The organism is Streptomyces sp. ID05-39B (assembly GCF_033794725.1).
Lineage (GTDB): Bacteria > Actinomycetota > Actinomycetes > Streptomycetales > Streptomycetaceae > Streptomyces > Streptomyces bobili.
In genome coordinates, this window is sequence record NZ_JARGEF010000117.1 from 1 (window position 1) to 24,416 (window position 24,416).

15 protein-coding genes and 3 pseudogenes are annotated in these 24,416 nt (G+C 72.2%); 12 read left to right on the forward strand and 6 right to left on the reverse strand.

Annotated elements, in window-relative coordinates:
• Window positions 1–521: pseudogene (locus tag P1P75_RS23680) on the reverse strand (peptidoglycan endopeptidase); the annotation flags it as partial.
• A 423-nt stretch (window positions 522–944) separates the two neighbouring features.
• A pseudogene (locus P1P75_RS23685) lies at window positions 945–1,241 on the reverse strand (helix-turn-helix transcriptional regulator); the annotation flags it as partial.
• Window positions 1,242–1,366: 125 nt separating this feature from the next.
• Between P1P75_RS23685 and P1P75_RS23690 the strand changes: the two are divergent.
• From P1P75_RS23690 to P1P75_RS23720, 7 genes and pseudogenes are all read left to right on the forward strand, one after another.
• A complete protein-coding gene (locus tag P1P75_RS23690) occupies window positions 1,367–2,140 on the forward strand; it encodes an ANTAR domain-containing protein (RefSeq protein ID WP_319258567.1) in 774 nt (257 codons plus the stop codon).
• 162 nt (window positions 2,141–2,302) lie between these two features.
• A complete protein-coding gene (locus tag P1P75_RS23695) occupies window positions 2,303–2,911 on the forward strand; it encodes a flavin reductase family protein (protein WP_319258569.1) in 609 nt (202 codons plus the stop codon).
• Between the two features lie 249 nt (window positions 2,912–3,160).
• Window positions 3,161–3,655: pseudogene (locus P1P75_RS23700) on the forward strand (hypothetical protein); the annotation flags it as partial.
• A gap of 99 nt (window positions 3,656–3,754) precedes the next feature.
• Window positions 3,755–5,131 (forward strand): hypothetical protein, encoded by a 1,377-nt coding sequence (locus P1P75_RS23705; protein ID WP_319258593.1) that lies wholly within the window; start codon window positions 3,755–3,757, stop codon window positions 5,129–5,131.
• Complete coding sequence (locus P1P75_RS23710; protein ID WP_319258571.1) at window positions 5,128–6,567, forward strand: VWA domain-containing protein; 1,440 nt, start codon at window positions 5,128–5,130, stop codon at window positions 6,565–6,567. The genes P1P75_RS23705 and P1P75_RS23710 overlap by 4 nt, the downstream gene beginning before the upstream one ends.
• A 66-nt stretch (window positions 6,568–6,633) precedes the next feature.
• Window positions 6,634–7,746 carry an AAA family ATPase gene (locus P1P75_RS23715; protein ID WP_319258573.1) on the forward strand — a complete coding sequence of 371 codons (1,113 nt, stop codon included), beginning with the start codon at window positions 6,634–6,636 and terminating at the stop codon, window positions 7,744–7,746.
• Window positions 7,743–10,538 carry a hypothetical protein gene (locus tag P1P75_RS23720; RefSeq protein WP_319258575.1) on the forward strand — a complete coding sequence of 932 codons (2,796 nt, stop codon included), beginning with the start codon at window positions 7,743–7,745 and terminating at the stop codon, window positions 10,536–10,538. Before P1P75_RS23715 ends, P1P75_RS23720 begins: the two co-directional genes overlap by 4 nt.
• A gap of 84 nt (window positions 10,539–10,622) precedes the next feature.
• Here the strand turns inward: P1P75_RS23720 and P1P75_RS23725 are convergent, their stop codons facing one another.
• On the reverse strand, window positions 10,623–15,827 hold the full coding sequence (locus P1P75_RS23725; RefSeq protein WP_319258577.1) for a family 43 glycosylhydrolase: 5,205 nt from the start codon (window positions 15,825–15,827) through the stop codon (window positions 10,623–10,625).
• Window positions 15,828–16,127: 300 nt separating this feature from the next.
• Between P1P75_RS23725 and P1P75_RS23730 the strand changes: the two genes are divergently transcribed.
• From P1P75_RS23730 to P1P75_RS23750, 5 genes are all read left to right on the forward strand, one after another.
• Complete coding sequence (locus P1P75_RS23730; protein ID WP_319258579.1) at window positions 16,128–16,787, forward strand: family 16 glycosylhydrolase; 660 nt, start codon at window positions 16,128–16,130, stop codon at window positions 16,785–16,787.
• A 167-nt stretch (window positions 16,788–16,954) separates the two neighbouring features.
• Complete coding sequence (locus P1P75_RS23735; RefSeq protein ID WP_319258581.1) at window positions 16,955–17,149, forward strand: hypothetical protein; 195 nt, start codon at window positions 16,955–16,957, stop codon at window positions 17,147–17,149.
• A 139-nt stretch (window positions 17,150–17,288) separates the two neighbouring features.
• The gene (locus P1P75_RS23740; RefSeq protein WP_319258583.1) at window positions 17,289–18,119 is read left to right on the forward strand and encodes a lysozyme; all 831 of its coding nucleotides are present in this window, start codon (window positions 17,289–17,291) and stop codon (window positions 18,117–18,119) included.
• A gap of 89 nt (window positions 18,120–18,208) precedes the next feature.
• On the forward strand, window positions 18,209–18,667 hold the full coding sequence (locus P1P75_RS23745) for a hypothetical protein (protein ID WP_319258585.1): 459 nt from the start codon (window positions 18,209–18,211) through the stop codon (window positions 18,665–18,667).
• Window positions 18,668–18,744: 77 nt separating this feature from the next.
• On the forward strand, window positions 18,745–22,119 hold the full coding sequence (locus P1P75_RS23750; RefSeq protein WP_319258587.1) for a pyruvate carboxylase: 3,375 nt from the start codon (window positions 18,745–18,747) through the stop codon (window positions 22,117–22,119).
• Window positions 22,120–22,410: 291 nt separating this feature from the next.
• Here the strand turns inward: P1P75_RS23750 and P1P75_RS23755 are convergent, their stop codons facing one another.
• The 3 genes from P1P75_RS23755 to P1P75_RS23765 form a co-directional block, all read right to left on the reverse strand.
• Entirely contained in the window at window positions 22,411–23,067 is a 657-nt protein-coding gene (locus P1P75_RS23755; RefSeq protein WP_319258595.1) for a response regulator transcription factor, read from the reverse strand.
• 171 nt (window positions 23,068–23,238) lie between these two features.
• Window positions 23,239–23,382 carry a hypothetical protein gene (locus P1P75_RS23760; RefSeq protein ID WP_319258589.1) on the reverse strand — a complete coding sequence of 48 codons (144 nt, stop codon included), beginning with the start codon at window positions 23,380–23,382 and terminating at the stop codon, window positions 23,239–23,241.
• Between the two features lie 116 nt (window positions 23,383–23,498).
• A complete protein-coding gene (locus P1P75_RS23765) occupies window positions 23,499–24,251 on the reverse strand; it encodes a hypothetical protein (RefSeq protein WP_319258591.1) in 753 nt (250 codons plus the stop codon).
• Window positions 24,252–24,416: the final 165 nt, after the last annotated feature.

The window sequence follows — 24,416 nt, forward strand, 5'->3', positions numbered from 1 at the left end:
GGGGAAGGGGCCGGGCCGGGCGTGGCGGCCGGGGCCGGCATCAGCGCCCTGGGCTCCTGCGGCGGGGCCTCGGCGGCCGCCGGCAGCGCGGCCACGGCCCGCCCGGTCAGCTCCGGCGCGCGTCGGCCGCCCGCCTCCAGTTCACGCCGGCCGCCCGCCGCCGGCTCCGGGGTGCTCCGCGGGGGCGGGGCGATGGCCGGACGGTCGGGCCCGCGGTCGACGGGGAGGCTGGCGGGAGTCGTCGGTCCGACCCGGCTGCGCGCCATCTCGAACCACTGACGGGTCACGGCCTCCAGCGCGGGATCGGCCGCCGCGCGCCCGCTGTTGGCGACGGAGTTCACGGTCCGCCGACCGCCTCCGCCCGACCTGGCGCGCGTGGCGTTGAAGGTCCCGGTGTCGGTCTCGGCCCGGTCGTACAGGGCGCTGACCCGCTGCTGGATCTCCGCACGGCTCGGTGCGCCGGCGTCCTCGATGCGTGCGGAACCTGTCCCTGTGGGGAGCGTGGTGCGATCCGTCGCCATGGAAGACGTACTCCTTCCGTGCTCCGCCGGCCGAGTGGGCGGTGGATCCGGGAGCGGTCCTTGCAGCAAGGTACTCCCAAGCTCCCCGCCCCGTCGGGCGGTTGAGCATCTCACCCCGGGGATGGACGGTCCCGGCTCCGGCCGCGGCACTGCTGTCACGGACTCGGCGGAGGTCGCGCGGCCGGCGGGGTTCGCCGGAGTCGGTCGTGCGGCCTTACGTCAACCTAACCAACTTGTGTGGCTGGTGTGAAGATTGAGGCCTTAAATGTCCGATACGTATTCGTGACCTTGGTCTCTCTTCACCGCGATCGCGTTTGGACCGGACCGACTTGACCGGTGCGCCTGGCCGTCGTGCTCACGACGCGGATCCGGTGTGTCCGCGTCCGCGTCGGTGTCCGGCTCGGGGTGGCGGGCGCGGGCCGCCTCGTCCTGGTCGAGCAGGGAGAGCAGGGCCGCCACCGTCAGTCCCGCCTCGGCCGGGTGGCGCAGTACCTTGCCCGGCTCGATCCGGTAGATGTTGCCGCGCCCCTCCCGGGTGTGGGACAGATAGCCGTCCTGCTCGAGGTCGGCGATGATCTTCTGGACGGAGCGTTCCGTCAGCCGGCAGCGCACGGCGATGTCCCGGATCCGGGCGGTCTGGTTGTCCGCGATGACCGCCAGTACGCGGGCGTGGTTCGTCAGGAACGTCCATCCGGTGTGCGATTCGGGCACTGCTTCCATGGGGCGATGATACGGCCTGAGGTTCACGTATACAAAGACCTGAACTATATTTCGTGTATTGGTTGACGCATGATGGGTATCAGAGCGAGCCTGGGACGGTGAGGCGAGTGACCGGGGAGGCGGTCATGGGAGAGCCTGCGTACGACGCGGAACGCGGCGCGGGGGCGGGCGGCCTGCGGGCCGGGGTGAGCGGCGCGCCGCACCCCCGGCCGCTGCCCGGGATCGCCCTTCGCGTGGAGGGCGAGCGGGTGACGGTGAAGATCGACGGTGAGCTGGACCTGGAATGCGCCGGGCAGCTGGAGCACGCGCTGCGGGCGGCGCTGGCCGCGGCCGTCGGTGCCGTGGAACTGGACCTCGGCGGGGTCACGTTCTGCGACTGCGCCACCCTGAACGTCCTGCTGCAACTGCGCGAGCGGGGTCTGCGGCAGGGCCGGCCCGTCGTCATCCGCTCGGCGGCCCCGGTGGTCGAACGGCTCCTCGACCTGACCGGCACCGCCGCGCTGTTCGCCGGTACCGACCCCGACCCCCACCGTGACGACGACGCCCCCGACCCCGAGCCGCCGGGCGACGGCGGCCGGGAAATGGATCCGCGCGTCGAGGTCGTCCAGCTGCGACGGGCCATGCAGACCCGCCCGGTGATCGACCTCGCCCGCGGCATCCTGATGGCTTCCTTCGCCCTGAGCGCCCAGGACGCGTGGCGGGTCCTGGTCGACGCCTCCCAGCACACCAACACCAAGCTGCACCACCTCGCCGACGACCTCGTCGGCGCGGTGCAGGGAGACCCGCCCGCGGAGGCCGTGCAGGAACAGGTCGCGGCGGCCGTCGCCAGGATCCGCTCCGCCTCCCCGGCGGGGGAGGCGAGGGAGGTGGGAGAGCGGAGCGATCCCGTCGACGAATGACCGAGCGGCCTACCGCAGCGCCGTGGGAGCGGGCCGGTCCCGTCGACGAGTGACGGGGTGAGGCGACGGCCGTCGCCTCACCCGCTCACCGGCGCGAGTGTCACCTCCGCCCGGGCCAGGGGCCACGGCCTCCCCGCCCGGTCGGTCCGGTAGAACTGGGCCATGCGCATCGACTACGCCCCAAAGAGCCTGGGCGCCGGAGCCTTCTACCGGCTCCTCACCTCCGTCGTCGTGCCCCGGCCCATCGCCTGGGTGTCCACCCTGGCGGCCGACGGCACGACCGCGAACCTGGCGCCGCATTCGTTCTTCACCGTCGCCTGCACCGATCCGCCGATCGTCCAGTTCACCTCCGTGGGACGCAAGGACTCGCTGCGCAACATCGAGGCCACCGGCGAGTTCGTCGTCAACCTCGCCCCCGAACCGCTCTTCGAGCAGATCAACGCCAGCGCGGTCGACTTCCCCGCCGAGGTGGACGAGTTCGACGCCGTCGGCATCGAACGGGAGCCCTCGCTCGTCGTGGGTCCGCCCCGCGTGGCCGCCTCCCCGGTCGCGCTCGAATGCCGGCTCCACTCGACCCTGGGCATCGGCAACTCCACCCTGGTTCTCGGCCAGGTCGTGCACGCCGCCGTGCACGAGGACGCCGTCGTCGACGGCCGGCCCGACATCCGCCGGCTGCGGCCACTGTCCCGGCTCGGCGGCGACGAGTGGGGCACCATCGGCGAGGTCCGCGAACTCGCCCGTATCCCCTACCGCGACTGGCCCAGGGCCTGACACCACGCACGACGCGGCACCCGGGTTCGCAGCCCCTGCTCCGCCGCCTGCCGGCCCGTCAGCAGGCCCACCTCACGCGGGTGCTCGCTTCCTCACCCCGTCCACGAACGCCCGGCGCGAACAGCGCGCCGGGCGTTGTCAGTGGTCACCGGTAGCTTCGTTCTTGTCGCACCGACTCCGGTGCGACAGCCCCCCTGTGCTGCGCCGACCTGGCGCGACCGGGCTTTGTGCTGCAAAGGAGATGGTGCGTTGTCGGACTGGGAGAAGTCGAGCACGGCCCGGGTGGTGCCGCCCGCGCGGCCCCGCAAACTCGCCAAGGTCCCCTTCGTCGAACTGGCCGACGGACGCCTCCAGGGCGTCGTCTCCAGCGGCTCGGACATCGAGCGCGTGTACGTCTCCTCGGTGGCCGCCGGGACCTACGCGTTCGCGTGCAGCACCAACAACAACCGCCCCTGCGGCGGCGCCCGGGGTTCGTTCTGCAACCACATCCGCGCCCTGATCACCGAGTCCGTCCTGCAGTACGGCGCCGAGCGCGTCGCCCGCTACCTGCGCGTCGAGCCGACCGGCGGGCAGGCCACGGTCCCTGGGATCACCGACGCCATGACGGCCACCCGGCCCGCCCCGGCCGACGGCAAGACCGCGGCGGCGTCCGTCTTCAGCCGGTTCCTGCGGCACCTCGCCTACCTCGAACTGGCGCCCACCACCGCCCCGTTGCCGGAGATGCAGTGGTTTCCGCCGACCAGGACGGCGACCGCCGCCGGAGTGCCCCCGCAGGCGGCGGAGCCGGTCACCGAGGCGCCGGTCACCGAGGCGCCGGTCACCGAGGGGCGGTCCGCGGACCCGCTGACCACGCCCGTCGACGGCCTCGGCGAGGCCCTCGCGGCGGTCGACGCCTTCGACCGGGCCCTCGTCGCCGGCCTGTTGCGTCCGCAGTCCGCCCGCGTCGCCGACCTGACGGAACTCGCCCACGCGGTGGCCGGTTCGCCGCTGGCCGCGCGGGCCGCGGAAGCCGTCGAGAAGGCCGCGGCCGGAGCAGCGGGCGAAGACCACTTCCTCGCCCTCGCCGCCGCCCGCACGGCGCTGCTGGGCGCCGCGCACGACGCCCTGACGGCCCGTGTCGACGAGAGCACGGGCCGCCCCCGGGGTGAGGCCTCCACCACCGCCCCGGACCAGCGACAGACCGTCAACCTCCTGCTGGCCGCCCGGACCTGGCTCGCCGACCTGGCCCGCGCCGGCTGGCAGGGCATCGACCACGAACTCGTCGGCTCCGCCGCCCAGATCGTCTCCGCGATGCTGCCCGACCCCGCCCTGCGCCGACTGGCCACGCTGCTCGACGGCTTCGCCGCCGAACTCGCCGCCTCCTGCCCCGGCGCCTCCCTGGACCGCTTTCCCGCCCGCCGCTGGGGCGACCTGTGGGCGCGCGCCCTGCTCCTGACCCGGCCCGGCGCCACCGCACCCCGGCCGGCCGCCCCCGTCACCGGCCGCCTGCTTCCCCTCGGCGTCGACCTGCACGAGCACGCGACGGCCGCACAGGCCCAGGTCCACGCGGTGTTCGAGCCCGCGGACGGCGGCGCGCCCCGCCTGGTGCGGGCGAGCGTCTCCGTGCCCAAGCCGGACACCGTCGTCGCGGCCGGCGTCTGGCAGCTGCTGCGCCCGCACCTGCCGCTCCTCATGGCCCTCGGTGAAGGCCGGTCCATGCAGCTCACCGACATGCCCCTCACCGAGGACGGCGACCTGATCTGGGACGACGACCGGGCCCGTACGGGCGAACCCGCCGACGCCTTCGCCACCGCACGCGTCGCCCTCCCCGCCGCCACGGCCCCGTCCACCGCACCCCTGGACCGCCACACCACGCGCCTCGCCGAACCGGTGTTCCTGGAGGGTTACACCACCCGGCAGGACGGCGAATCCCCCCTCACCTTCGGCTTCGCCGGACACTCCCTCGTCGTGGACTCCGACCGGATCCCGGCTGCCGGTCCACTCACCCCGGAGGCGGTGGCCGCCTCCCGTGCCTGCATCGGCCTGCTGCGCTGGGACGACGGCGCGTTCCACGTCCAGCCGCTCGCCGTCGAGACCACGGTGCGCAAGAAGACGGTGGCCCTCCAGGCGGGCGCCTGGGCGGGCGGCACCACCGACAAGACCGGCGTCAAGGCGGAGAAGGCCGCCACGGACGCCGTGACCGTCCTGCGGGAGCGGGCGGGAAGGCTGCTGCGCAAATGAACGAGCCCGAGACCACCGATGCCCGCCCGGCCGGGCCGGGCGCGAAGGCGGACCCCCACGACAACCGCCGGCAGGCCCTCTACTGGCGGCTCCTCGCCCGCCTCTTCGACCCGGAGGAGCAGGCCGCGCTGGAGTCCGCGAGCCTCGCCGTCGTCGAGGACATCGGCCTGCCGCCCGCCCTGCTGGACCCCGGGGCCTCCGTCGACTCCATCGTGCAGCGCCACCCCGAACTGGCCGCCGAGTTCGACGGCCTGATGGTCCCCGAGCCCGACGCGGACACCGACGTCGATGACGCCCGTGACCGCCCCGCCGAGGTGCGGCGGGCCGCCCTCGTCTCCAAGGTGCTGCTCAACGTCTTCTCCACCGGCACCGGAGCCGTCAGCGCCGGACAGCTGGCCCGCTGGCAGTCCGACGCCGGCTGGCTGGAGCGAGCACTCGGCTGCACACCCGGTGACCTGCGCGGCGGCAGGACGGGCGGCGCCCGGGGCGTCGGCCCGACCGGCACGGGCGGCAACGGCGGGACACCCGACCTCAGCCGGCTGATCCCCCGGATCGGACCCGAACTCGGCGCTCTCGAAGGCGACCTGGTCAAGCGGATGCACCTGCGCGAGGTGCTCGCCGATCCCGCGCTCGCCGCCCGGCTCACCCCGAGCATGTCGCTCATCGAGCAACTGCTGCGCGACAAGAACAACCTGTCCGGCGTCGCACTTGCCAACGCCAAGGCGCTGATCCGCCGCTTCGTCGACGAGGTCGCCGAAGTGCTGCGCACCCAGGTCGAGAAGGCCACGGTCGGCGCCATCGACCGGTCCGTCCCGCCGAAGCGGGTGTTCCGCAACCTCGACCTCGACCGCACCATCTGGAAGAACCTCACCAACTACAGCCCGCAGGAGGAGCGGCTCTACGTCGACCGCCTCTACTACCGCCACACCGCCCGCAGGACGACACCCCAGCGGCTCGTCGTCGTGGTGGACCAGTCCGGCTCGATGGTCGACTCCATGGTCAACTGCACCATCCTCGCCTCGATCTTCGCCGGACTGCCCAAGGTCGACGTCCACCTCATCGCGTACGACACCCAGGCGCTCGACCTCACCCCGTGGGTGCACGACCCCTTCGAGACCCTGCTGCGCACCAACCTCGGCGGCGGCACCGACGGCACCGTCGCCATGGCTCTCGCCCAGCCGAAGATCGCCGAGCCGCGCAACACCGTCGTGGTGTGGATCTCCGACTTCTACGAGTGGCGCGGCGAGCCCCTCTACGACCAGATGGCCGCCCTGCACCGCTCCGGCGTCAAGTTCATCCCCGTCGGCTCGGTGACCAGCTCGGGCCGCGGCAGCGTCAACCCCTGGTTCCGGGAACGCTTCAAGGACCTCGGCACGCCGGTGCTCTCCGGCCACATACGCAAACTCGTGCACGAGCTGAAGACGTTCCTCACCTGAGACGCCGGCCCGCGCTCGCTCCTTCTCACCCCGTCCCTCTCGCCCTTGCCGTAGAAAGGCCTGTCGATGTCCGACCTGTTGCGCGCCCCCGCCGAGATCAAGTACGCCGAGGAACTGGACTGGCTGGAGTCGGTCGACGACGGCCCCAAGCCGTTCTCCTGGCGGCTGTCGCCGAAGATGGTCCGGCTGTTCGTCCTGGGTTCCGAGCGCGCCGACGGTCTCGGCCGGGACGTCGCGCAGAAGTGGTTCGGCGACCGCAGCATCGTCGAGCGGGCCATCGTCACCCTGGCCTCCGACCGCGGCCTGCTCCTCATCGGCGACCCCGGCACCGGCAAGAGCTGGCTGGCCGAGCTGCTGGCCGCCGCGATCTGCCGCAACTCCACCCAGGTCGTGCAGGGCACGGCCGGCACCACCGAGGACCACATCAAGTACTCGTGGAACGTGTCCATGGTGATCGCCAAGGGCCAGTCCCGTGAGTCGATGATCCCCTCACCGATCATGACCGCGATGGAGACCGGCACGATCGGCCGCGTCGAGGAACTCACCCGCTCCACCAGCGACGTCCAGGACGCCCTGATCTCCATCCTGTCCGAGAAGTACATCTCGGTGCCCGAACTCGACAGCGACAACATCGTGTTCGCCCAGCCGGGCTTCTCCGTCATCGCCACCGCCAACAGCCGCGACCGGGGCGTCAACGACCTGTCCTCCGCCCTCAAGCGCCGCTTCAACTTCGTGCGCATCCCGGTCGTGACGAACAAGAAGAGCGAGGCGGAGATCGTCCGCTTCCGCACCGAGGAACTCCTGCGCCGCCACCAGATCGAACTGGACGTCCCGCCCACCCTGCTGGACGTGCTGCTGCAGAGCTTCGCCGACCTGCGCGCCTCCGCCTCCGCGGCGGCCGGCGACGACGAGAAGCTGGAGTCCGCGCTGTCGACGGCCGAGCAGATCGGCGTACTGGAGGACGCCATCCTGCACAGCAACTTCTTCGGCGAACGCGCCCTGACCGCGCACGCCCTCGCCTCCTCCCTGGTCGGTTCCCTCGCCCGCCGCGAACCGGAGGACCTCGCCATCCTCAACAAGTACCTGCACGGCGTCGTCGAGCCGCGCAGCAAGGAGGAGGGGGGCTCCTGGCCGGAGTTCCTGGAGGGCGGCCGCGACGCGATCGCGACCCTGTCATGACCACCCCGCCCGAGGGCACCTTCACCGCCCTGCGCACCCAGCTCCAGGACGCGGCGACCGCGTTCGCCGACGGCCCCGGCGCCCTCGAAGGCATCCTGCGGGGCATCGTCGACGACGTCGAGCGCGCGGTGCGCGAGCCCCTGGAGATCTTCCCGGTCTGCCACCACTCCCCGGCCTCCGCGCTCGCCATGGCCCGCCGGCTCCGCGAGAAGCAGCCGAAGGTGGTCTACCTGGAGCTGTGCGAGGACATGGCGCCCCTCCTCACCGAACTGCGCAACTGCCGCCTCCCGGTGGCGGTGCAGGCGTTCGCCTCCGAGATCGACGGCTTCCCCGCCGAATGGGCGCCGCTGTCCGTCGTCGCGCCGGTCACCGAGGCCTCCGCCGAGTACCAGGCCATCGCGTACGCCCTCGACACCCCGGGCGTCGACCTCGTCCTCGTCGACCGCTCGTCGGACCACGTCTTCCAGTGGGAGACCTCACCCGCCGCGGACCCCGGCCCGGACACCCCGCCCGCCGACGAGGAGAGCGCCCTGCACGGCGACGCGGTCGGCGTCGACATCGGCGACCTGCGCCCCCGCTTCGCCGAACTGGAGGAGCACCTGCTGCGCCACGGCCGGGTGCGGCACTGGTCGGAGTGGTGGCACCAGTACGTCGAACTGCCCCTCGGCGGCAGCGACCACGACACCTACCGTCAGGTCATGCTGCTCATCGGCAGCCTCTTCCGGCGCCTGGCACCCGGCGACGAGCGCCGGGTCCGGGCCGACGAGGACCGCGAGCGGTACATGTGGACGCGGATGCGCGAACACCTCGCGGCCACCGGCACCGACCCCGCCGACTGCCTCTACGTCTGCGGCGCGTTCCACGCGGCCAGCCGCGTCGAGGAGTTCGGCGTCGAGGGCAGCGACACCTTCACCATCAGCCCGCCCACCCCCACCACGTGGAGGCACGGGCTCATCCCCTCCAGTCACGCCGCGATCGAGGCGCAGTTCGGCCTCGCCGCCGGGTCGGTGTCCATCGCCGCGACGGAATGGGCGAAGAACCTCAAGCGGACCGGAGTGCGGCCCTACCGTCTGGCGGGACAGGCCGGCACGAAGAAGAGCACCAGGCCGAGGAAGGCGGCCGTGCCCGCGCTGCCCGCCACCACCCCGCCCGCCGACCGGCTCACCGGGTTCCTCCAGCGGCCGCCCGCCCTCGACCCCCTCGACGAGGCCGAACTGCTCGGCTGGTCGGTGGACATCGTGCGGGCCGCACGCCGGGGCGGCTACCTCGCCTCCACCGCCGACGCCATCGCCGTGTTCGAGACGTCGATCCTGCTGGCCGGGATGCGCGACCGGGTCCGCCCGACGCCGTACGACTTCCAGGACGCGGCCGTCACCTGCATCGAGAAGGAGGCCGTACCGGGCCGGCGCGACGTCGCGCGGCTCGTCGAGATCATGATGGGCGGCGACCGGATCGGCCAGGTCGGTTACGACGCGCTGCCGCCCCTCGCCCGGGATGTCCACGACCGGCTCGCCCCGCTGAACCTGAGACTCCAGCAGCGCGGCGTACAGCGCGCCCTGCTCGACATCGCCGGCCGGCCGGAGCTGGAGGCCTGCTCCGACGTGCTGTGGATGCTGCGGCGGCTGCTGCCGCACGGGGCGGCCCGGCCGATCATGGGAGACCGGCGCCTGGGGGAACGCGCGATCCAGGAGTCCTGGGACCTGGCGCTCGGCACCCACCAGCGGGCCCTCATCGAGCTGGGCTACGAGGGCGTCAGCATCGAACAGGTCCTGGAGCAGCGGCTGCGGCGTGCCGCGTACGCCCCGCAGGCCACGGCGGCGCAGGTGCTCGAGGCCGTCGAGGACGCCATCCTGCATCTGCGCAGCCGTCGCCTCGCCGACGAACTGGGCACCCGCGCCCTGGAGGTCCTGGCGGGCGAGCGCAGTGTGGACGGCGCACCCGAGGTGCTGCGCCGGGTCCGCCGCCTGCTCGCGTATTACCGCACGAGCGAGCCGGTCCTGCCGCCCTGGATCGAGGCGTTCGTCAAGACGGGCTACGCGCACTACTGCACCCTGCTGCCGACGGCGTTCACCGACGAGGACGCCACCGTCCGGCAGGTCGCGGCCATGCTGGGCTTCCTGTTCGGCATGGAGGGCCTCGCCCTGTCCCTCGGCTGCGACCGTACGCAGCTTGAGCTTGCCCTCGCCCAGTCCCACCCGCAGGAGCCGTCCCGTACGGCGCTGCTGTGGGCGGCGCAGACCCACCTGGGCACGCTGTCCCGCACGGACCTGCGGGCCCGCTGCGACGAGCTGCTGGGCAATCTGCTGGTGGTGCCCGCGTACCCGCGCTATCTCAGCGGGTTCGTGCACGCGCTGGAGCCGGTGCCGGGGCTGGCCGACTTCGTCGTCGAGGCGGTGTCGAACGCCTTCGCGCGGCTTCCGGACCCGGTCCTGCTGCCCTGGCTGCCGACGCTGATCACCAGCCTGCGGGCGGGTGGCGCGGAGCTGGCCCCGCTGCTGATCCGTGAGGCGGGCCGGGTCTTCCCGGCCCGGCTGGCGGAGCTGGACTCCTGGGTTCCGCCGTGGCTGGCCCCGCCAGAACTCCCGGCCGTCCGGCCGGGACAGGACACCGGTGGCGCTCGTGGTGTCGCCCTGCTCGCCGCGCATCCGGCGAGCTGCGACGCGCTCGCGGAGCTGCTCGGCTGCGACGGCACCTGGGCGAGCCTTGGGGCGGCGGCCCCGCGCGGCGCGGAACTGCTCGGCGGTCACCCGCAGACCGCGAGAGCGCTGGAGACCCTGCTGGCGGCCGGCTGACGCGAACGGGCCGCTCCACCGCTGTCAGGAGCGGTGGAGCGGCCCGTTCTGTTCCGGCGGACCCGGTGGGTCCTCGGGGAGCGGCTAGCGGTGCCGGTTGCCGACCGTGAGGGCACCCGTCACCTTCGCCGCGGCGGTCAGGTCGTACACGACGGCGCCCGTGGACTTCTTCCAGATCTTGATGCGGAAGGTGTCCGGTGCGTCCGTGGCGGTGACGCGGAAGGCGTAGCCGGCGGTCCCGGCGACGGTTCCGGAGCCCTCCAGGACGGCCCGGGAACCCGTGACCACCAGCCAGTCGAGCCCCGTGGAGCGGAACTTCAGCCGGGCCGGGCCGAAGTCGAAGGTGACCCGGCCGGTCGGGGCGGTGGCGCCCGTACGGTAGTCGGCGGCCAGGAAGAAGGCCGCCTTTCCGGCGAGCGTCGCGTCGGCCGGGTACGCACCGGCGGGGGAGGTCACGAGGCCCGCGCCGGCCACGGGGCCCGCGGCACGGTCGTACACGATCAGCTCGGGGAGCGTGGTGCTGTCCGAGGCGCCGTCGTCGTCGGTGACGGTGATCACCGGGCGGAAGATGCCGGCCTTGCGGTAGGTGTGCCCGGCCTGGCAGCCGGCGGCGGTGACCTTGCCGGCCGTCGGCGTGGTGCCGTCCTTCCAGTCGGTCTCGCAGGTGTGCTTGTCACCGGCGCCCGGGTCACTGAACTTGGCCGTGACCGTCGTGCTCCTGCCCGCCGCCACGGGGGACTTCGGGCCGGTCGCGGAGGCGATCTCCGGGGCCGCGTTGGTGACGGTCACGGTGGCCGAGTCGCTGCTGCGGCCGCCGGTCAGGGTCACCTCGTAGGTGCCGTTGTCGGTGCAGGTGAGGGTGGTCCTCGCCGACTCGGCTTCCGCGAAGGTGCAGGGCGCGCCGCTCGCGGCCGTCCACCGGGCGGTGCCCGCGCCGGAGAGCGTGCCGGTCAGCTCGATCCTGTCGCCTTCCTCGCCGGAGGCGTCCGGGCCGGCGCGGACGACGGTGACCGGGTCGATGCTCCCCAGCGTGGGAACGACCTTCTTCAGCAGGCCGTCGGCGTCGAACTCCAGCTTGTCGAGGGTCGTTTCGCGGTGTGTGCCGTCACCGCCCGGGATGGCGAAGCGGTGGTAGGCGATGTACCAGTCGTCGGTGTTCGGGACGTGGACCACCGAGTGGTGGCCGGGGCCCTTGATGCCGAGCGAGAGGTCCTTCTCCAGGATCACGCCCTGCTTGGTCCAGGGACCGGTGGGCGAGGAGCCGGTGGCGTAGGCGACCTGGTAGTTCTCGTCACGTGTGTCGTTCTCCGACCACATGAAGTAGTAGGTGCCCTTGCGCTTGATGACGAAGGTGCCCTCGTTGTAGCCGCTCGGGGTGATGTCGGTGACCTTCGAGGCGTCGAAGGAGACCATGTCGTCGTTGAGCGGCACCACGTAGGCGCGGCCGTTGCCCCAGTAGAGGTACGCCTGGCCGTCGTCGTCCGTGAAGACCGCCGGGTCGATCATCTGACCGCGGTGGTCGCCCGCCTTCAGCAGCGGCTTGCCGAGCGCGTCCTTGAACGGGCCGGTGGGCGAGTCGGAGACCGCGACACCGATGTTCGCGTCGGCGCAGAAGTAGAAGTAGTACTTGCCGTCGCGCTCCTCCATGGCCGGCGCCCAGGCCCTGCTGTCCGCCCAGGAGACGTCCGGACCCAGGTCCAGGATGACGCCGTGGTCCTTCCAGTGGACCAGGTCGGTCGAGGAGTACGCCTTGAACTGCGTACCGCTCCAGCCCTCGAAGCCGTCGGTGGTCGGGTAGAGGTAGAAGGTGTCACCGAAGCGGACGATGTTCGGGTCGGCGTTGAGGCCGGGAAGCACCGGGCTCTTCATGATCACCGCAGAGACGGTCCAGCTGCGCTTCTCTCCGTCCGAACCCGTGACCTCGTACGTCACCGGCTCGGTGAAGTCGTGCAGGGTGCCGGAAGCGGGGCTGATGCCCGCGCCGTGGGCCAGGGTGAACTCCGGTGCCAGGGCGGTGATGTCACTGCCCTCGGTGAGGGGCAGGACGATCTTGCTGTCCTTGTCGGTGATGATCGCGTCGGTCTTGAGCGCCGGGTGGGTCGCCGCGGCGATACCGGTGGTGTTGCCGCTGAGTTCCAGGACCTCGGCGGGCGTCAGGGCCCGGTTGTAGATCCGGAAGTCGTCGACCTCGCCGGCGAAGTACGGGTCCGGTGCGTACATCGATCTGCCGATGTAGCCCGAGTAGTCCTTGGCGGAGTCGTACAGCTCGGACGGCTTGACGGTGACACCGCTCACGCGGGCCGCCTCGGCGCCGTCCACGTAGAGGACCGCCGTCTCGGTAGCGCCGTCCAGTGTGACGGTGATGTGCTTCCACTCGCCCGCGGTGAGCTTCGAGCCGCCGATCATCTGCTTCTCGCCTGACCAGGTGGCCTTGGTGATCGCGGAGAACAGCTTGCCGCCGCCGTTGGAGGGGGTGGCGAAGAGGTACTTGTTGCTGTCTGGGCCGAGCCCGAACAGCCACTGGAAGTTGTCGCCGCCCTTCCACTTGACGTACGTGGAGACGGTGACGGCGGTCGCGCCCTTCAGCACCCCGTTGGGGATCTTCACGTACGGCGAGTCGGAGCTGCTGGAGCCGCCGGACATCGTGAACGAGCCGCCGTCCACGCCGGTCCCGAAGCCGGGCGTACGGACGTAGGTGCCGTGGTAGCCGTGGCCGCTGGAGTCGCGGACGATGCTGCCGCCGGTCTCGTCGAAGCCGTAGCGCAGGAGCAGGTCCGCCGGGACGTCCGGGCCCTCGGCGGAGACCGTGACCTCGGCGCTGACCTCGATCGCCGCGTCGCCGGGCAGATCGCCCTTCACGGTGAAGGTGCCGGCCTGCGCGTACTGCGACTCGGCCACGGCCTCCCAGGTGACCGCCACGGGCCGCTTCGCGCCGTCCGCGTACCCGGCGATGACGGTGGCGGGCAGGACGGGGGCGTCACCGATGCGCGTCCCGACCTTGACGTCCTCGGCGCTCGTGACGATCTGGTCCGGCTGGTACGTCTTCAGCAGCCGGTCGTACTCGGCCTGGGTGACCGGGAGCACGGTGCCGTGCCGGGGCTTGGACGGCAGGTCGTAGCCGGCGGACGGGGTCCAGACGCCGGAGGCCAGGTCCGTCGTCTCGAAGGGGATGTAGCCGCGCCCGCCGAACTCGTCGAGGAACGCGTACCACTTGTCCTCGGTGTTCGACTTGAACACCAGCGGCCCTTCGGCGGCGCTCATCGCGCCCTTGCCGATGCCCTCGGCGACGGCCGTCCAGGAGGTGTCGAGGAGCGAGTCGCTCCGCTCCTCGAAGATGAACTTGCTGTTGGGGGTGTCGGACGTGTTGTTGCGCTCGTCCTTCGACAGGCGGAAGTACGTGCCGTCGTGCTGGATGACCGTGGAGTCGATGACCGAGTAGCCGCGGTCGATCCAGACCTTGGGCTCGCTGAAGGTGTGGAAGTCGCGGGTCGTCGCGTACATCATGCGGTTGTACGTGTTGCCGGAGTGGTCGGCGTTGGCGTACAGCTTCGACGCCCAGAAGACGACGTACGCGCCGAGCTTCTCGTCGTAGTAGGCCTCAGGGGCCCAGGTGTTGCCCGCCGAGTCGGGGGAGACCTTGACCAGGCGCTGGTCGGTCCAGTTCACCAGGTCGGTGGACTCCCACACCATGATGGACTTGCTGCCGGTGCGCTGGGAGGCGTCCCAGTCACCGTTGCCGTAGATCCGCAGGTCGGTCGCGATCTGGTAGAACTTGTCGCCCTCCGGGGAGCGGATGATGAACGGGTCGCGCAGGCCCTTCTCGCCGAGTGTGGAGGTCAGGACCGGCTTGCCGTCGTTCAGCTCCCGCCAGTTCAACGGGTCGTTGCCCTTGCTGAGGGCCGCGTAGAGCTGCTCGCCGTCCGAGGTGCCCTCGCCGGTGAAGTAGCTGAACATGTAGCCCTTGTAGGCCTGCGGCGCGGGCAGTTCGGGCACCTTCGCCGTGAAGGCACGGGTGGTCCGCGCCTCGCCCTTGGTGACGGTCGCGGTCAGTTCGACGGTCGTGGCGCCGTCGCCGTGCGCCGGGCGGTGGACCCTGCCGTCGTCGGCCACGACACCGGTGTTCGCGGAGGACCAGGTGACCTTCGTGCCGTGGGCGCCCGTGGCGGGCAGCGTGAGGTTGCCGCGCACGTCGTCGAGGTTGCGGACGGTGAGCGCCTCTGCCGCCTGCTCGGTGGCGGTCTTGTCGCCGAAGGCCGCCGGGACCGTGACCTCGAAGGTCTTCGTGTCGGTGACGGTGCCCTTCTTCAGGGTCGCCGTGAGGGTGGCCCGGCCGTCCGGTTCACCGGCGGCGGGACGGGTCACCGCGCCGGAGTCGGAGACCACGTCCGTGTCGTCGCTCTTCCAGCTGATCGACGAGCCGCCGGCCGTGCCGGTCTTCGGCAGGGCCAGATCGGCGGTCACACCGCTGGTGTCCCCGAGGCTGAGGGCCGCCTTGTCGTCGGCGACGCCCTGGACGGCCACGGGGAGCGCGAGCTGCTCGACCTCGGAACCGGCCAGCGCCCGGTCGTACACGCGGAAGTCGCGCATCCTGCCCTTGAACAGCTTGTCGCCGGAGTAGACCGACCTGCCTATCGCGTTGGCGGTGGTGGTGCCGGAGCCGATGGCGCCCGGGGTGATGGTGACCGCCGTGTTGCGGGCGACCTCCAGCCCGTCCTCGTAGAGCACACCCGTGCTGCCGGTCTGGGTGTAGGTGAGGTGTTTCCACGCCGCGCGGGTCAGGTTGTGCGAGTCGGCGGGCCTGGTCGTCTGCTCGGTCGACCAGTTGCCGGTCGCGATGGACGTGCGCAGGGAGTTGCCGGTGGTGAAGAGGTAACCGTTTCCGTTGCCTCCGCTGGAGTTGCCGAAGCCGTAGAGGAAGTACGGGGTGCTCTGGGCCGCGTCGATGAGTACGTCCATCGACACGGAGACCGAGCCGAGGCCCTTCAGCACGTCGTTGGGCAGCTTGACGTAGGTGTCCGAGCCGTTGAAGGCGAGCCCCTGGCCCGCGGCGGACCAGTCGGCGGTGCCCTGGACGGTGGCGTCGCGGCCGTGCCCGGAGGAGTCGGTGACACCGGCCGGCCCGTCGAGCGCGTACCGCAGGACGAGTCCGTCGGTGATGTCGGCGCTCTCCGCCGCCTGGGCGGACGTCGTGGTGCCGGTGAGGCCCAGGAGCAGGGAGGCGGCGGTCAGACCGGCGAGGCGGGCCGCCCACCGTCTCGCGTGGCTGCGATGTCGTGGGGTGTGCGTCATGTTCGGCCCGCCGTTTCCGCTGTGTGACGTGGTGTTGCGAGAGTGTCAAACGGCGATCGGCGCGGCGTCAATAGATCTCGAACGATGTCCGACAGGTCGAACAAGGTGATGTGGGGTAGCGCGCTCCGCATCGAGAACCGCTGGCGCACCACGCCGCAGTCCGCTCTGTCGTACGGGAGTTGAGCACCCGTGCGAGCCCGGCGTCCCTCACCCGAGTGGCGTACGGACCGGTTTCGTGTGAGTGCGAGTGCAAAGGGCAGACCGTCTGTGACGGTACGCGCGAGGGTGAGGAGCACGCCGGTGACCGACGTCTGTTTCAGGGCCGACTTCACCTCGGCCCGCCAGTGGGTCGCGGGCCGCTCGTGGGCCTATCCCGGGGGCGGGCCCGTCAACCCCGACGACGACAAACTCGACCACCTGGTGGCCGACCCCGCCTACGCGCGCACCGGCACCTTCCGGGCCACCCGGCGCGCCGACGGCCTCTGGGACACCGGACTGCTCACCACGGAGGGCAGCGACGAGGGCTTCACGGCCCGCACCGGCGACCGGCTGGAGGCCACGGTGCGGCTGCCCGTCGAGACCGGCGCCTGGCCCGCCATCTGGACCTGGCTCGACGGCGGCCAGGAGATCGACGTCTTCGAGTACCACCCCGACAACCCGGACCTGCTGGAACTGTCCAACCACGTCCGCGGCACCCACCGCTACCACCGCGACGACGCCGTCCGCCCCGGCGGCTGGATCGACCTCGCCGTCGAGTTCGGCGCCCGAAACGTCGTATGGTCCCTGAACGGCGCGACGGTCTTCGCCGACCGGCGGGGCGTGGGCCGGCACTGGGAGGCCCACCTCATCGTCAACCTCTCGGTGTGCGCGGGCCGTTACCACCCGGCGCCCGACCCGGAGGTCACCGAGATGTCCTTCGAGGTGGCCGCCCTCACCGTCCGCCGGGACGCCTGCGGCTGAGGTCCGGCCGGCCCCGTGGGTGCGCGGAGCACCCTGCCATGGCCCGCGCCGCCCGGCCACCCGGGCGTGGCGGTCGGGCTACCGCCTCCCCCGAATGGCCCGCCCCGGCGGGACGCGAGGCGGCCCGCACGGTCTTCTGGAGGCACGCCCGACAGAAGGGACGAGCCGTGTACGAGATGAAGGTGGGCCTCGCGTCGGGTGGCGGTGAGCATGTGTGGCATGTGGTGGTCCCGCACCAGGGGACGAGCCTGTGCGGCACCGATGTCACCGCCACCGGCGCGACGGCCACGAACACGACCGACCGCCACTGCACCCCCTGCATGGTCCATTTGCAGACGCTACTGGACGCCGACCGGAACTGACCCGGCGGCAGGTCCCGCGGGACCTCCCGCGTCGCGCTCGCACCCCCCGGGCGGCAGGGCCCGGGGGTGCGGCCGACCGAGGGACGAAAAGGTGCGGGCACCCGCGACAGCACATCAGATGGGAGGCATGCCAAGGCCCATGACGGCGGCGTTCGGCCGCCTGCGTCTGTACGCGACCGGCCTGCCGGTCGCCCTGTCCATACTCCTGTCCCTGCACCAGCCGATATCCCCGCCGTCCCCCGGCGAGTCACCCGGCACCCCGGCCCGCGGCACCGCCCGCATGGGCATGGGCGTCGCCCTCCACGACGGCCGGACCGGCTCCCCCGACACCCGGGCGGCAGCCGCCCAGCCAGAAGGCGTCGACGTCTCCAGCCACCAGCGTGAGGTCGCCTGGCCCACCCTGTGGGCCTCCGGAGTGACCTGGGCCTACGCCAAGGCCACCGAGGGGACCTACTACACCAACCCCTACTACGGCCGGCAGTACAGCGGTTCCCGCGCCGTCGGCATGATCCGCGGCGCGTACCACTTCGCGACCCCGGACACGACCGGCGGCGCCGCGCAGGCCGACTACTTCGTCGACCACGGCGGCGGCTGGACCCCCGACGGCACCACGCTGCCCGGTGTCCTCGACATCGAGTGGAACCCGTACGGCGACGCCTGCTTCGGCAGGACACGGGCCTCGATGATCTCCTGGATCGCGAACTTCCTCGGCCGCTACAAGGCCCGCACCGGCCGCGACGCCGTCATCTACACCGCCACCAGCTGGTGGACGCAGTGCACCGGCAACTACGCCGGATTCGGCGCCACGAACCCCCTGTGGATCGCCCGGTACGCCTCGACTCCCGGCACCCTCCCGGCCGGCTGGCCCCGCCACACCTTCTGGCAGTACACCTCCACCGGACCCACCGTCGGCGACCACGACCGGTTCAACGGAAGCCCCGACGGCCTGCGGAGGATGGCCACCGGCTGACCGCGCCGGGCCCTCGGGCCCGCCACCGAGTCCGACGACCAGGACCGGGCCGGGCACATCCGGTTCCGGTCCGGGGGACAGGCGAGACCATGCACACGCACGAAGACGGACCCGACCGCGACCACCGCCGTCCCGAAGGGATGAGCGACGCCACCGTGAAGGCCCTGGGCGCGCTGTCGAAGGCGCTGGAGACGACCGAGCGGGCCCGAGGTCACCTCTACGCCTTCCACCAGCTCACCGGCACCGCGGACTTCCAGCTGGACGAGGCGGTCGCCCTGCTGCGCGAGGCCGGGCACGAGGAGTGGGCCGGGAAGGTATCCACGGAGATCCTCGGCCGCAACGTCATCCCCGGCCACTGGACGTTCCAGATCGTCGAGGCCTACGACCGCACGTACTACCGCTCGTTCCGGCGACTGGAGCGGGCTGCCGTGGACGAGCTGGCCGAGGGCAGGGACCACCTCTACGAGGCGGAACTGAAGGAAGCACGCCGCACCGCCGGTCATCCCGACCACACCGCTCGCCCGGAAACGGGGGAAACGTACGGGTGAGTGGCCCGAGTCACATGGCACTCCGGTGACGGCACCGACACCATGGTCCCGTCACCGGCAGGCTGAAGGGATCCAGGATGTTCCGCAAGGTGCTGGTCGCCAACCGTGGTGAGATCGCGATCCGGGCGTTCCGCGCCGGCTATGAGCTGGGCGCGCGCACCGTCGCGGTGTTCCCGCACGAGGACCGCAACTCGCTGCACCGGCTCAAGGCCGACGAGGCCTACGAGATCGGGGAGCCCGGACACCCGGTCCGGGCGTACCTGTCCGTGGAGGAGATCGTCGGCGCGGCGCGCCGGGCGGGCGCGGACGCCGTCTATCCCGGCTACGGGTTCCTCTCCGAGAACCCCGAACTGGCGCGGGCCTGCGAGGAGGCGGGCATCACCTTCGTCGGACCCGACGCCCGCACCCTGGAACTGACCGGGAACAAGGCCCGCGCGGTCGCCGCGGCCCGTGCCGCCGGAGTCCCCGTCCTCGGCTCCTCGCAGCCCTCCAACGACATCGACGAACTGGTCCGGGCCGCCGAGACCGTCGGCTTCCCCGTCTTCGTCAAGGCGGTCGCCGGCGGCGGCGGACGCGGCATGCGGCGCGTCGAGGACCCCGCCCAGCTGCGCGAGTCCATCGAGGCCGCGTCCCGCGAGGCGGCGTCGGCCTTCGGTGACCCCACGGTCTTCCTGGAGAAGGCCGTCGTCGACCCGCGCCACATCGAGGTGCAGATCCTCGCCGACGGCGAGGGCAACGTCATCCACCTCTTCGAACGCGACTGTTCGGTCCAGCGCCGCCACCAGAAGGTCATCGAACTGGCGCCCGCCCCGAACCTGCCCCCCGAACTGCGCGACCGCATGTGCGCCGACGCCGTCCGCTTCGCCCGCGAAATCGGTTACCGCAACGCCGGCACCGTGGAGTTCCTCCTCGACCGCGACGGCAACCACGTCTTCATCGAGATGAACCCGCGCATCCAGGTCGAGCACACGGTCACCGAGGAGGTCACCGACGTCGACCTCGTCCAGGCCCAGCTGCGCATCGCCTCCGGCGAGACCCTCGCCGACCTCGGCCTGTCCCAGGACACGGTCACCCTGCGCGGCGCGGCCCTGCAGTGCCGTATCACCACCGAGGACCCCGCCAACGGCTTCCGTCCCGACACCGGCCGCATCAGCGCCTACCGCTCCCCGGGCGGCTCCGGCATCCGCCTCGACGGCGGAACCACCCACGCCGGTACGGACATCAGCGCGCACTTCGACTCGATGCTCGTCAAACTCACCTGCCGGGGCCGGGACTTCCCCACCGCCATCAACCGCGCCCGGCGTGCCGTCGCCGAGTTCCGCATCCGCGGCGTGGCCACCAACATCCCCTTCCTCCAGGCCGTCCTGGACGACGCCGACTTCCAGGCCGGGCGGGTCACCACCTCCTTCATCGAGGAGCGCCCGCACCTGCTGACCGCCCGGCACTCCGCCGACCGCGGCACCAAACTGCTCACCTACCTCGCCGACGTCACCGTGAACAAGCCGCACGGCGAGCGGCCCGACCTGATCGACCCCACGACCAAACTGCCCCCGCTGCCCGCGGGCGAGCCGCCCGCCGGCTCCCGGCAGCGACTGGTCGGCCTCGGCCCCGAGGGCTTCGCCCAGTGGCTGCGGGAGTCGCCGACACTCGGCGTCACCGACACCACCTTCCGCGACGCCCACCAGTCGCTCCTCGCCACCCGCGTGCGCACCAAGGACCTCCTCGCCGCGGCCCCCGCCGTCGCCCGGACCCTGCCCGACCTGCTCTCCCTGGAGTGCTGGGGCGGCGCCACCTACGACGTCGCGCTGCGCTTCCTCGCCGAGGACCCCTGGGAGCGGCTGGCCGCCCTGCGCGAGGCCGTCCCCAACATCTGCCTCCAGATGCTGCTGCGCGGCCGCAACACCGTCGGCTACACCCCGTATCCCACCGAGGTCACCGACGCCTTCGTGCAGGAGGCCGCCGCCACCGGCATCGACATCTTCCGCATCTTCGACGCCCTCAACGACGTCGGCCAGATGCGCCCCGCCATCGACGCCGTACGCGCGACGGGCACCGCGATCGCCGAGGTCGCCCTCTGCTACACCTCCGACCTGTCCGACCCGGGCGAACGCCTCTACACCCTCGACTACTACCTGCGCCTGGCCGAGCAGATCGTCGAGGCCGGCGCCCATGTCCTGGCCGTCAAGGACATGGCGGGCCTGCTGCGCGCCCCCGCCGCCGCCACCCTCGTCACCGCGCTGCGCCGCGAGTTCGGCCTGCCGGTGCACCTGCACACCCACGACACCGCGGGCGGCCAGCTCGCCACCTACCTCGCCGCCATCCAGGCCGGCGTGGACGCCGTCGACGGAGCCGTGGCCTCCATGGCCGGGACGACCTCCCAGCCCTCCCTGTCGGCGCTCGTCGCCGCGACCGACCACTCCGACCGCCCCACCGGGCTCGACCTCCAGGCCGTCGGCGACCTCGAACCGTACTGGGAGGGCGTCCGCCGGATCTACGCCCCCTTCGAAGCCGGCCTCGCCTCGCCCACCGGCCGCGTCTACCACCACGAGATCCCCGGCGGACAGCTGTCCAACCTGCGCACCCAGGCCGTGGCGCTCGGCCTCGGTGACCGCTTCGAGGACATCGAGGCGATGTACGCCGCAGCCGACCGCATCCTCGGCCGCCTGGTGAAGGTCACCCCGTCGTCCAAGGTGGTGGGCGACCTCGCCCTGCACCTGGTCGGCGCGGGCGTGTCCCCGCAGGACTTCGAGGCCGACCCCGACACCTACGACATCCCGGACTCGGTCATCGGGTTCCTGCGCGGCGAACTCGGCACCCCGCCCGGCGGCTGGCCCGAGCCGTTCCGCACCAAGGCCCTCCAGGGCCGCGCCGCCGCCAAGCCCGTGACCGCGCTGACCACCGAGGACCGGGAGGGACTGGAGAAGACCCCCCGCGCCACCCTCAACCGGCTGCTGTTCCCCGGCCCGACCCGCGACTTCGACACCCACCGCCAGGCCTACGGCGACACCAGCGTCCTGGACAGCAAGGACTTCTTCTACGGACTGCGCCCGGCCAAGGAGTACGCCGTCGACCTCGAACCCGGCGTGCGGCTGCTGATCGAACTGCAGGCGGTGGGCGAGGCCGACGAGCGCGGCATGCGCACCGTGATGTCCTCCCTGAATGGCCAGCTCAGGCCGGTCCAGGTCCGCGACCAGGCGGCGGCCTCCGATATCCCGGTCACCGAGAAGGCCGACCGGTCCAAGCCCGGTCATGTCGCGGCGCCGTTCGCGGGCGTGGTGACGCTGGCGGTCGCCGAGGGCGACGAGGTGGCGGCCGGCGCCACGGTCGCCACCATCGAGGCGATGAAGATGGAGGCCACCATCACGGCCCCGCAGGGCGGCCGGGTCAACCGGCTGGCCATCAACCGGATCCAGCAGGTGGAGGGCGGTGACCTGCTCGTCGAGGTGGGCTGAGCCGTGGCCGGGGCGGGCGAGGCCCACCCCGGCAGCCGCTCACTCCCCGGCAGCCGCTCACTCCCGGCCGACGCCCCGCACGCCCAACGGCTGGAGCGTCCGCTCGGGCGGCGGTCGGCGTGAGGGCGGCCGGCAAGCCTTTCCCCGGCAGGGCCACGGTCGGGCCCGCGCGTCGGATCAGCCGCTAGACGGCACGCCCGGGACAGGCCTACGCGTCGGGGGAGGGGCCCGCGCGTCGGACGAGCCGCTCGACCGCACGCCCGGGACAGGCCCACGCGTCGGGTCAGGGGCCTACGCGTCGGCCGTGCCCCTCGGCCGGACCAGCCCGCTCTCGTAGGCCAGGATCGTGGCCTGCACCCGGTCGCGCAGGCCCAACTTGGACAGCAGGGCGTTCACATGGGTCTTCACCGTGCCCGTGGTCACCCCGAGCGCGGCGCCGATCTCGGCGTTGGCCAGCCCCGCCGCGATGTGCAGCAGGACCTCCTTCTCGCGGGGCGTGAGCGCGGACAGCGCACCGGTGACGGCGGGCGGCCGTGGCGCGCCCTGCGCGAAGGTGTCGATCAGCCGGCGGGTCACGGTCGGGGCGAGGATGCCCTCCCCGGCGGCGACGACCCGGATCGCGGACAGCAGTTCCTCGGGGTGGGCGTCCTTGAGCAGGAAACCGGACGCCCCGGCGCGCAACGCCTCGTACACGTAGGCGTCCAGGTCGAAGGTGGTCAGCACCAGCACCCGCGGGCCGTCCGGCGCCGCGGTGACGAGACGGGTCGCGGTGAGGCCGTCCATGCCGGGCATGCGGATGTCCATCAGCACCAGGTCGGGCCGCTCCTCGGCGGCCAGCGCCACGGCCGACGCACCGTCCCCGGCTTCGGCGACCACGGTCAGATCGGGCTCGGCGTCCACGATGGCGGCGAAGCCGGCACGGACCACCGCCTGGTCGTCGACGACCATCACACGCGTGACGACGGGGCCACCTCCAAAACGGGCCCGGACTCACCCGGACCGCCAACAACACCGGTACGATACCGGCCCGTTCGAGGGGACTGCGCCCCGGAGGGTCGCAGGCGTACGGCGTGGACGGTCACGGGGCCGAGAGGCGTCGGCCGGTGCAGGCGGCGTCGATCACGCGGGGAACGCCGACCAGACCGCGGGGGAGAGGGCCAGGCCGCGCGGACCGGCGTCCTCGGCGCCGCCGCCCTTAGCGCCGCCGTCCTTGGCGCCGCCGTCCTTGGTGTCGCGGACCAGGACCCGGCCCGGCGAGTGCACGCGGACCTCCACACAAGCCTCGTCGCGGTCTCGGTGCTGTGACTGCTCTTGTGCCAGCCGTGCGACGGCAGCGGCATGCGGTGCCTCCAGAAGGAGAGAAGCGGCGCGAAGCATCCCTATTCCTCCCCGCCCCGCCGCTCCGGCGCGCTCAGGCCGTGCAGGAGTTCGCGCATGGCGGTCAGTGCCGCGCGGGCCTCGGCGGCCACCTCCTCCAGCCGTCCCTGCCGGGCCCGTTCGACCAGGACGGTCGTGCGCTCCAGCACCGCGTCACGCAACTTCGCCGCCAGCCGCCACCGTTCGGCGTCCGCCGCCCGTTCCGCATGCCACAGCGAGGCGGTGAGCGCGTGGTCGTCGAGGGCCAGGATCCGCAGGCGCCGTCGGCGCACGCCGAGCCCGGCAGCCCACAGGGCGGCGAACACCCCGGCCGTCACCACGGCCAGCGGCACGAACACCACCACGGCGGTGAGGCGTACCGAGCCCGCCCCCGTCAGGTTCCCCTCCACGGCTGCCGTCGCCACCAGCACCGAGGAGAGCGACACCGCCGACACGATCCAGGCCGGCCAGGTACGGTCGGCGCCACCGCCGTAGACCCCGATCGCGTACACGGCCAGCAGTTCGGTGAGGGCCCCCGCGTCGAAGAACTCGGACACCCGCACCGGTACGACGCCCAGGGCGACCGCCGGCGGCCACAGCCACGACGTGGCCAGCACCCCGAGCAGAGCCGCCCACGGCGCGCGCCGGCGCCACAGCAGCGGCAGCGCGTGGACGGTCAGCAGCGCGGCCAGGAAGAGCAGTGCGGGCAGCGCACCGCGCAGGCTCGCGGCCGTCCAGTCCTCCGCGACGACCAGTGCGAACGCCAGGGGCAGCACCGCTCCGGCGAAGACCAGGGCCGGATCGGCCAGCCGCTGCTCCCGCAGCAGGTCCGCCCGGTCGCTCTCCGCGGGCGGGCCCCCGGGCCCGGTGGTTGCCCTTTATCCAATTTCCCGAGCCCCGAGAATAGCAGAAAATCCTTTTGCCTTTCTCTGATAGAAAAA